Origin of the sequence: Persicitalea sp. (genome assembly GCF_041751555.1) — a bacterium.
GTDB lineage: Bacteria > Bacteroidota > Bacteroidia > Cytophagales > Spirosomataceae > Persicitalea.
Window position 1 is genome coordinate 1 of record NZ_JBGSXF010000609.1, and the last position, 10690, is coordinate 10690.

Annotated in this window: 9 protein-coding genes; 8 read left to right on the forward strand and 1 reads right to left on the reverse strand. The window is 50.6% G+C overall.

The window, feature by feature from the left end; translation table 11 throughout:
* A partial coding sequence (locus ACEW8P_RS21630; protein ID WP_373515150.1) for a DUF4926 domain-containing protein occupies positions 1-213 on the reverse strand: 213 nt, incomplete at its 3' end.
* A 155-nt stretch (positions 214-368) separates the two neighbouring features.
* Between ACEW8P_RS21630 and ACEW8P_RS21635 the strand changes: the two genes are divergently transcribed.
* From ACEW8P_RS21635 to ACEW8P_RS21670, 8 genes are all read left to right on the forward strand, one after another.
* Positions 369-650 carry a helix-turn-helix transcriptional regulator gene (locus ACEW8P_RS21635; protein WP_373515151.1) on the forward strand — a complete coding sequence of 94 codons (282 nt, stop codon included), beginning with the start codon at positions 369-371 and terminating at the stop codon, positions 648-650.
* A gap of 76 nt (positions 651-726) precedes the next feature.
* A complete protein-coding gene (locus tag ACEW8P_RS21640) occupies positions 727-1398 on the forward strand; it encodes a hypothetical protein (RefSeq protein ID WP_373515152.1) in 672 nt (223 codons plus the stop codon).
* 12 nt (positions 1399-1410) lie between these two features.
* Positions 1411-2616, forward strand: a complete 1206-nt coding sequence (locus tag ACEW8P_RS21645) for a T9SS type A sorting domain-containing protein (RefSeq protein ID WP_373515153.1) — start codon at positions 1411-1413, stop codon at positions 2614-2616.
* Positions 2617-2794: 178 nt separating this feature from the next.
* Positions 2795-3559 (forward strand): hypothetical protein, encoded by a 765-nt coding sequence (locus tag ACEW8P_RS21650; protein ID WP_373515154.1) that lies wholly within the window; start codon positions 2795-2797, stop codon positions 3557-3559.
* Positions 3556-6315: a carboxypeptidase-like regulatory domain-containing protein gene (locus ACEW8P_RS21655; RefSeq protein WP_373515155.1), complete on the forward strand. Its 2760-nt coding sequence runs from the start codon at positions 3556-3558 to the stop codon at positions 6313-6315. The genes ACEW8P_RS21650 and ACEW8P_RS21655 overlap by 4 nt, the downstream gene beginning before the upstream one ends.
* Positions 6316-6535: 220 nt before the next feature.
* Entirely contained in the window at positions 6536-7654 is a 1119-nt protein-coding gene (locus ACEW8P_RS21660; protein ID WP_373515156.1) for a DUF4249 domain-containing protein, read from the forward strand.
* A gap of 98 nt (positions 7655-7752) precedes the next feature.
* Positions 7753-10164 carry a hypothetical protein gene (locus tag ACEW8P_RS21665; protein ID WP_373515157.1) on the forward strand — a complete coding sequence of 804 codons (2412 nt, stop codon included), beginning with the start codon at positions 7753-7755 and terminating at the stop codon, positions 10162-10164.
* 11 nt (positions 10165-10175) lie between these two features.
* Positions 10176-10690: tetratricopeptide repeat protein (locus tag ACEW8P_RS21670; RefSeq protein WP_373515158.1), on the forward strand; the 515-nt coding region annotated here is incomplete at its 3' end.

The window sequence follows — 10690 nt, forward strand, 5'->3', positions numbered from 1 at the left end:
GATTCTATGAGATAGTTTTTTCACTCGACACCAAGTATTAAACCATGGTGTTGTCTTGATGGGGATTTCATTCCAAAGTTGGTCATAACGATATTTTTTGCCCGAGCGTGGAAAGATCGTAATAATTCTTCCCAGTTCACCTTTGCAAAGTTCAAGCTCAGGCATAGGCTTCGTCAATACGACCACATCCAGCAATTTTATCTTCTCTTCCACGGCATTCGGGGTTTAAGGATATGACCTAGCGACATATCAATCTGGGAAAATTCACCTTGGAAAGCTACGGGCTTAATTAAAAAAAAATTGAAGAGCGTTTACAACTATTTGGTACTTTCGTGAGTCATATGCAGACATTCAAACCAAATGATCTTATGGGAAAGCGTGTCCAAGTATTCGATTGTGAAGGAGGCTACTTCACTAGGCGCGAAGCGGAGGTCCTACTCTGCTGCGCTCAAGGCCTCACCAACGGCCAAACTGCCGACAAGCTTTTCATTAGCCGCAAGACCGTAGAGCGCCACCGTGAGAATCTGCGCGAACGATTTGGGCTCTGTGGCCCTCACAAACTTTTCTGTTGGGCAATCAAGATGGAGCCTAAAATTGAAAAATGGGTAAATTTACCCATTGACAAACAGAAAATTGCGGCCGATATTTGAACTAATCATTTATTGTAGAGAATAAAGACATTCTAAACTTATTAATGAATATTTTTCAAAAAAATTTATTATATAGATGGTTGTAAAACAAAATTACAGATTTTTTTTCTTATCTATCCCCCTATATCTTTTAGGCACAGGTTTAGCTTGGACCCAAGACACTACTTCCTTAAATAATAAGTGGGAAATAGGAATTGACTTGCTTCAATTTTTGGATAAAGACAAAAATTTAAATCCTACTATTTTAATACGTCGTCAAATCAACCAAAACTCAGCAATAAGGCTAAGAGGAAGTGTTGATTTTTTTTCACGGGCATCTGATGGTTATACAAATTATCATTACTCTATTAGACCTGCTTACGAAAAAGTCAATTTTCTGACACCTAAATCAAGCTTGCACTATGGAATTGAACTTCGCTATGATAGAGAGAAGTTAAAATTATATCTAGTAGATACTCACAATCTTTCTAAAATAAGTATTCAGGATTTTTTAACATTTAAAAGGACATTGGGAACTGGGGTCTTTATAGGTTATCGTTATTTTATCCTAAATAACTTTTCATTTTATATTGAAACTGGCTTAAATTATGAAAATCCAAAATATAGAATGAACTCAATAAATGGGCTGATAGCTGTAAATGGGATCGAGGTTACGGGAGGGGTGGAGATAACTGACTTTGAATATGTCAAAAGTCACCGCATCTTTTTGACACCCCTGAAAATGCTAAATATTTCTTTTCACTTTTAACCAAATATGATTATGAAAAAGATGTGCTTGTTTTCAATTTTGCTTATTTCAATCGGGTTCACTAGTACCTATGCTCAGAATTTTGGCATCCAAGTAAACGGAGTATATTTCGCGAATGGCTCAACCGTTGAAATTGGCTGTCTTAGTGGAGAATTGCAATTTACAGCCATAGGGAATGGTAGTTCTAAACCTTCCACACAGGCAAGTTTCGATTATCCTTCTGGTTGGCAGCTGACACAAAGTATTGATGACCTGAATAAAAAGCTACAACCTGATTTAACCACGGGCGGCATAGTCAAATTTAGTCATGTAAATTTGGGTTCAGGTAATACAATTTGGTTTAACGTAACCGTTTACATTAATATTGTACGACCCTTACCCACTAATTTATCAGTCACAGGCGACGCCTTCATCTGCGACGGCCAAACCAAGACCTACAACCTGTCGGGAAGTCAGCCGGGAGACCAATTTAGTTGGTCAACGAACTTGTCGGGCAGTAGCAATTCCACAAGTTTGCAGGTCAGCAAAGGGAGTGCGAATGGGCTGTCATACGTCACTGCCAACGTAACGACGGCCAATGGGTGCGGTACATTCAGTTCCTCCTATAATGTTTGGGCGGGAGTGCCAAGCATCCAGACGATGACCGCTAACGGGAATATTGTTTATCCCAATTCCACCTATGATCTGTGCCCATCTAGTGCTTACAATTTGGGAATAGATAATCAGGGTAGTGCTTCCTCTGCAAGCTGGTCTATCGTTGACAACACTTCCGGCGCATCGATCATATCTAGCTATCCAAACAGTGCACAGATATCTTCGGGCAGTAATCAAGGTTCGTTTTCTGTACAAATTGCCCTGAGTAATACCTGTGGATCGGCAAGTCCCATCCCTTCCTATGATTTCAGTGTCACCTCCTGCGGGTACCGCGCTTACACGGTTTCACCCAATCCAGCAAAGGACGAGTTTGCTGTTGATTTCGAGAGCAGTATGGAAGAGAAGAACATTCCCGAGCAGTTTGACCTAATCCCTGAAAGCACCTACGGCAGCAGTAAGTCCGTTCGCACCTTTGATATGCGGGGCGAAACGGCCATAAATCAGGCCAAGTCAAGCCGTAAATTAACGTTCAATGTTCAGGACTTGCCCCGTGGACGCTACATCCTCAGAATAATGAAAGAAAAAGAGGACAAGGTGGAAACACATCGTATTGTGCTACAATAACCAACTCTGCTTCTTAGCCCTCCGCCTCAATACCAAGGCGGGGGGCTTTTTCTTTTTACCTATCTCGTGATCTTTTGCCACAAAAATATCCCGCCCTTCGTACGGGATATTCGGGCAGTTCGTTTACTTTTGGCCCCGCGTTTCCAACTATTTCTCCCAGCAAAGCATCTATTCGGGTATGAGGAAAACCTTTACACTTCTTACTTTACTACTAGCCACGATTTCAGTGGGCTTGGGGCAAAACATAACCGCTACCGTTACCAATACTTCGCCCGGCGTGGAGTCGCCCGGCATGGATTCGCCCAGCGTCACCGCCGCCCTCGCTATTTACGATTCCGCCACCGTCGAGTCGCAACACCTCTACAACGGTAAGCAATACTATGTGTATGACAGCCGCGAGGTCGAACACCAGTTTTTCCTGACGAACAAGTGGACGATCGGATCGGTGTTTTACGACGGACAGAAATTCGAACAGGTACCTCTGCTGTACGACATTGTCAAAGGCCAGCTCGTGGCCCGCTACCGTCATGGCTTCGGCGATGTGACTTTGCAAAATCCCAAAGTACGTTCCTTCACGATGGCCGGCCACGACTTCATGCGGGTCGAGGCCGATACGGGTCGCGTGGAGGGTTTGCGGACGGGTTTCTATGACCAGCTTTACACCGGAAAGACCAAGGTGCTGGCTCGCCGGATAAAAGAGCGGCTGCCGCAGTTGTCCGAAACCAAAATCACCATCGAATTTCCGATCAAAGACCAATTGTACCTCTACAAAGACGGAGAGTACCGACCAGTGCGTTCCAAGCGGTCAGTACTGGCGCTGCTGCCGGAACACAAAAGGCTCTTGAGAAGGGAATTGAAGAAACAAAATCTGAGCTTTCGGCAAAACCGCGAGGAGTCCCTGGTGGCGATGGCCACCCGCTACGATGAACTGAACCAACGATGAAGAAAATCTACCAGGTCCTTTTACTTTGTCTTTTGGGTGTCTCGCTTGCCGCGCCATCAGGTTTTGCCCAAACTCCGACCGCGAAACTAATCAGTGGGGAGTTCCAGAATATCGACTTCAAGGAGTTTGTAAAAAGGATCGAAGCGCAGAGCGACTACTACTTCTACTACGACGCTATCCAACTCGACCCGCTGCAAATTTCGATGCAGATGAAGAACCAGCCGCTGGCCGAAGTCCTGCGGCAGGTCTTCAATAACACGGAGTACACTTACGCCATCGACGCGCAAAACCGCGTGTTTGTCACAAAGGGCAAAGCCATTATTACCGCGCTACCCACAGCGGGGAACGCTACCCAAACTACCTTCGATTACGCGCCGCCCACCGATGAACAGGAGAAATTGCTCTCCACCGCGGAGAACAAGCTTTACGAAATCGGCCCAAAGAAAATCCGTATCGCGCCGGGCAATTCGACCGTTACGGGTTACGTGCGCTCGGCCAATACGGGGGAGCCCATCATTGGCGCGGCGGTCTATCTCGATGTCCCGCAGATCGGCGTAACGACCGACGTCTTTGGTTTTTACTCGCTGTCCATCCCGCGCGGGAAACAGCGGCTGCGCATCAGGAGCGTGGGGATGCGCGAAACCTACCGCCAGATCATGCTTTACTCCGATGGCAAGTTGGACATCGACATGCTCGAAAGTGTGACGTCCCTCAAAGAGGTCAAGATCAAGGCTGGGCAAGACGCCAACGTGGCTAGCTCGTCGATGGGGCAAGTCAAGCTGTCAATCAAAACCCTGAAACAAGTACCCACCGTGATGGGCGAAACCGACCTGCTGCGCACCGTGATGACGCTGCCGGGCGTGAAGTCGGTGGGCGAGAGCAGCGTGGGCCTCAACGTCCGCGGCGGCTCGGCGGATCAGAATTTGATCCTGTTCAACGACGCCACAGTCTATAATCCTTCGCACTTATTTGGCTTTTTCTCGGCCTTCAATCCCGACATGCTGCGTGATGTAGAGTTGTACAAAAGTACCGTTCCCGCTCGATTTGGTGGCCGACTGTCGTCGGTGCTGGACATCACGAGTCGCGACGGAAATAAGAAGAAGCTTGTCGGCTCGGGCGGTATCGGCCTTATCACGGGTCGCCTGACGCTGGAAGGACCGCTGGTCAAGGACAAGTCGTCGTTCCTGATCGGCGCGCGTTCCACCTACTCCGACTGGGTGCTGAACCGCCTGAAAAACGACCAGTACAATCAGGGCAAGGCATCGTTCTACGATCTCAACGCTCATTTTAGCCACGAAGTCAACGAGAAAAACACGGTTTATGCTACGGGCTACATGAGCAACGACTTCTTCCGGCTCTTCGGCGATACGACCTACACCTACCAGAATAAATTTGCTTCAATAAAATGGAAGCATACCTTCAACGCCAAACTCTTCGGTACTTTCACTGCCGCCCTGACCGACTACCGCTACGCCGTGGCCAGCATGCGGGTACCGCTCAACGCCTTCGACCTGGATTTTGGCATTCAGCAAACCAGTGGCAAGGCGGAGTTTACCTACCTACTCGACAACCGTCACACGCTCGAGTTCGGCCTGAGCAGCATCCGTTACGGCCTCACGCCCGGTACTTTCCAGCCGCGCAGCAGCGAGTCGTTGATCCTGCCCGAAAAACTGGAACGGGAGCAAGGACAGGAAAGCGCGATTTATCTCGAAGATAATTTTGAGGTCAATCCTAAACTGCTCGTGACTGCCGGCGTCCGCTTCTCAGTTTTCAATTATTTAGGGCCAAAAACGGTGAATCAGTATCTGCCCGGCCAGCCGCTCGACAAGCTGTATGAGGATGGCACAACTACCTACGGTTCGGGCAAGTTCATCCAGACCTACGGCGGGCCGGAGTTTCGCCTGTCGGCGCGGCGGCTGCTCGCGGGCGACCTGTCGCTGAAAGTGAGCTACAACACGCTGCGGCAGTATATCCATCTGCTGTCCAACACAATGGTGGCCTCTCCGACCGACATCTGGAAGCTCAGCGACCAGTACATCAAGCCACAACTGGGCGATCAGTTGGCCGTGGGCTTGTACCGAAACATGCGCGGCAACCAGATCGAGCTCTCGATCGAGGGCTATTACAAGAACATCCGCAACTTCCTGGATTTCAAAGGCGGCGACTCGCTCATCCTGAATCCCCGGATCGAGGCGGCGACCATTGCGACGCGCGGCAAAGCATACGGTATCGAGTTGATGGTCAAGAAGATGTCAGGCAAGCTGAACGGTTGGGTAGCCTACACCTACTCGCGCTCGTTGCTGCGGGCGATCGACCGCACTTCCTCGGACGCTCCCAACAACGGCAACTACTACCCCAGCAACTACGACAAGCCGCACGATTTCACGGCCATCACCAACTACCGCCTGAGCCACCGTTTCAGCGTGTCGATGAACTTTACGTACAGCACTGGAAGGCCCTACACGCCGCCGATCGGCAAGTACACCATCGACGGGGCGCAGCGGATTTACTACGCCTCGCGTAACAGCCAGCGCATTCCCGACTACCTCCGCGTGGACCTTTCCATGAACATCGAGGGCAACCATAAAATTAGAAAATTGGCGCACAGCTCGTGGACGGTGGCGGTTTATAATCTGCTGGGCCGCAAGAATCCGTCCTCGGTCTTTTTCCAGACGCGAGGCGGCGACGTGAATGGCTACAAGCTGTCGATTTTCGGCCAGCCCATTCCGACGGTGACGTATAATTTTAGATTTTGAAAGGTTGTTGAATCGTGTAATCGTTGAATTGTGTAATTGTTTATGCCATTTATTTGAATCGTAACAGAAAACAATTATTTAACTGCGGAACTTGGCCAATAAACAGTTCAACATCAATTACATGACCGCTCTGGCAGCCCCGTCAACAGTTCAACAACCGAACATCACCGCGGCGGCGGACCGCTTACACGATTAAACAGTTCAACAATTACACAAATAAGTGAAAAAGTTTCTCTTCATAGCAACGCTCTTCATAGCAACGCTCCTCCTCCACGGCTGCATCGAACCTTTTGCGCCGCCGGAGATTACTTCGGCCAGTCGGTTCCTGGTCGTGGACGGGTCGTTGAACACATCGCCGGGGGGCGTCAGCCAAATCAAATTGAGCCGGACGCAGAATATCTACGACGAGGGCGGGCCGCAGCCGGAAATCCGCGCCAGGCTCACAGTCGAGGGCGATCAGGGTAGTCGATTTGCCTTTGCGGAGGGCGAGAAAGGGGTGTACCGATTGGGGGCCACAGCGTTCAAGGCAGCGGAGAAGTACCGCCTGCGCATCAAGACCGCTGCGAATAAGGAGTATTTGTCGGCCTACGTACCCGTAGTGAAGACACCGCCAATCGACAGCCTCACTTACCGCATTCGGGGTGAAAAGGCCGGAGTGGAAATCAATATTAACGCCCACGACGACTCCGACAAGACGAGGTTTTACCGGTGGAGCTACACCGAAACATGGGAGTACTTCATGCCGCTGTATTCGAGCTTCGTAGTGCGCGATGGCGATATTTTTATTCGCGACGAAAATATTAACAAATGCTGGGCGAATGCCAATCCTACCAATATCGTACTGGGTTCTACTATCAAATTAAGTAAAGACATCATCAAGGACCAGCCTATAGTGTATGTTCCGGCCAGTTCGGGCAAACTACGTGCTTTGTATAGCATTCTGGTGCGGCAGTATGCTCTCACGCAGGATGAATACGAGTACTGGAACACTTTGTCTAAAACGACCGAACGCACGGGTAGTTTGTTCGATCCGCAGCCCGCCCAGGTGACGGGCAACATCAAGGCCATCGACGACGCCAGCGAACAGGTGTTCGGTTATTTCAGCGCCGCCAATCAGCAGGAACAGCGGATTTTCGTAAACGCCAACATCGGCCCAATAGAATCCTGTCAATCCGGCGACACGCTCGCCAAAGCTGACGCGCTCAAAGACCTCAACTTGATTCTGTACGAGTACTACCCCGATGGTGCCATCATTCCTTTGTACATCATGGGGCCAATGGAATGTGCCGACTGCCGAGTGCGCGGCGGCACGACCCGGCGGCCGCCGTTCTGGAAATGACAATCGACCGGGCGAACTCATGGGTTCGCCCGGTTGCTGTGCTTTTTCCAACCGCCGAAACCCGTATCATTTTGTAAAAAAACCCTCCACTCGGAAGAATGAGAAACTTTTCTAAAATAAAAGCCGGACTGGCTGTGCTGGGCGCGGTACTGCCATTTTTGGCCACTGCCCAAACCACTCCACTGGCCGGGGTGCAGCGTCAGCTTTCGGCTTATACCAGTCAAACTTTCCAGGAAAAAATCTACGTCCATGTGGATCGGCCGCTTTACGTGGTGGGCGAGACGATGTGGTTTAAGGTTTACTGCGTGGCGGCTGACACGCACAAGCCATCGGACGTGAGCAAAATCGCTTACCTCGAATTGCTGGACAAGGAGTCCAACCCCGTGGCGCAGATGAAGATTTCGCTGGTAAACGGACAGGGCGATGGCAACCTGGTAGTTCCGGCGGCTTTGTCCAACGGTACTTACACGGTGCGCTGTTATACCAACTGGATGAAAAATTTCAATCCTGACTATTTTTTTGAAACACCCGTAACAGTTCTTAACCCGTTTGTCGTTGCCGAGACTCTGCCTACTTCGCAAACTACCAACGCTTCCACTAACGACCTGCAATTTTTCCCCGAAGGCGGTAATCTGGTGGGTGGTGTGGAAAACCGCGTGGCTTTCCGGGCAGTGGGTCAGGATGGCAAGGGTTCTGCTTTCAAAGGCGTCCTCGTCGATGCGCAAGACGATACATTGCTTCGTTTCGAACCACAGCGCTTTGGATTGGGTAGTTTTAAGTTCACTCCTGCCAATGGTGCAAAGTACCGCGCCGTTTTGCAGAATGAGGAAGGCGTTTCCTTCACCTATCCCCTACCCCCCGTTCAGAGTCAGGGCTACGCAATGCAGGTCAGCACCTCAGATCAACTAATAAAAGTAACAGTGCGGGCGCAGCCCGAAAGCGCGGCGGCGGGCCTGTCGTTGCTGGCACACACGCGGTTGGCGTCGCCGCTGGCGCTGCGGCCTACCGTCCAGAACGGGACTGCCGTTTTTTTATTAAATAAAAACCAGTTGGGTGAAGGGATTACGCACCTCACGGTTTTTGACCAGAATCCGCGTCCCGTAGCCGAGCGATTGTACTTCAAGCGTCCGGCCAGGCACCTGGATATTACCGCCAAAACGGAGCGAAGCGAGTACGGGCCGCGCGAGAAGGTTCACCTCGACCTTACGGCCAACACAGCTACCAACGATGCTGCTACGCTGTCTGTGTCGGTTTATCTGCTGGATTCTCTCGCAAGCCCCGACCAAGCCGACATCGACACCTACTTTGGCCTGACCTCCGACTTGCAGGGAACGGTAGAGTCGGCCGCGACCTACTTCCGGGAATCAGGCGTAGCGGCGGACGCGGCCATCGATCATGTCATGCTCACCCACGGCTGGCGTCGTTTTCGCTGGGAAGAGGTACTTTCCGACAAGAAGCCAAATTTTCGTTTCCTGCCGGAATACGGCGGCCATTTCATCAAAGGAAAAATAACCAATACCGAAACCGGACTGCCCGAGAGCAACATCGCCGCCTTCCTGGCGACGCCCGATCTGCACCCCAAACTTTTCATCGCCCAGAGCGACTCGCTGGGTAACCTGCGCTTTGAAGTAAAAAAACTGCAAGGTACCCAGGAAATTATTGTGCAAACCGACACCCGGATCGACAGCACCTACCGTATCGAAATCAGCAGCCCGTATTCCGGTCAGGCTTCGTCGCGTCGATGGCCGCAGTTGGCGTTCGGTCCCGAGCAATCGACCCAACTCCTGATCCGCAGCGTCAACATGCAGACGCTGAACGCTTTCATGTCCCGCCCTGCGCCCCGACCCATCTTTACTGGTGTGGATAGCCTGGCATTTTTCGGTAAGCCGGACGAGAAATATTTCCTGGATGCCTTCACCCGCTTTCCGACCATGGAGGAAGTGATGCGTGAGTACGTGCCGGGGGTCTTCGTCCGAAAGCGGCAGAAGAAATTTTATTTTTATGTGCTGGATAACGTCAGTCCGCAGGGCGTCTTCAAAGACGAGCCGCTTATCCTGCTCGACGGCATCCCCGTGTTCGACACGGACAAAATCATGGCTTTCGACCCTTTGAAGATCAAGAAGCTGGAAGTGATCGATGCCCTGTACTACCTCGGGCCACGTTCGTTCCCAGGGATAGTTAGCTACACGACCTACAAAGGCGATCTGGCCGGTTTCGAACTCGATCCGCGTGCGTTGGTAGTTTCCTACGACTTCGCCCAGTCGCGCCGCGAGTTCTACGCCCCGCGCTACGACGCCGCCCGCAGCAGCGAAAGCCGCCTGCCCGACTTCCGCAACCTGTTGCATTGGTCGCCCACGCTCACGACCAACACCCAGGGCAAGCAGGGCCTGGAATTCTATACCTCCGACCAGACGGGCATCTACCGTGTGGTCGTGCAGGGGCTGACGACTAGTGGCGCGGCGGGAAACGGGGAATACGTTTTTGAGGTGAAGCCGGGGGTAGGGCAGTAAGGATTATAAAAATGAAACAAATAATACTGTTCGCTGGAGTTTTGCTGGTTTTTTGGGCTTGTAGTGCAAATCCGGCATCCACTCACTACCAAGCGGGTTATAATGCACTCAATTTTCTCTTACGACCACGGACCCAAACGAACTACTATAATGAAGAAGCAGTAAGGTCTTATAACTGGGGGATTGAGAAATATGAATTTGGCGACTACATTAGTGCGATTGAGATTTTTACCGAGGTAATAGAGCTAGACGATCTTTTTGTAGATGCTTATATTGCCAGAGGAGCTTCAAAGCATAAGCTTGAACTGTATGAGCAAGCTATCGAAGATTATAATCTTGCTTTGGCACTGAACAACGCGACTCCCGAGGCTCATCGGGGTAAAGGAATTTCCTTGATGATGCTTGGAGATACATTGGGTATGTTAGCCGAATACGATATTGTGGTTGGTCTTTATCCCGATGAATCTGCATCATTTTATTATCGAGGGGCAGTAGAGGATCTTCTAAAAGATCATGAAGGTGCTAT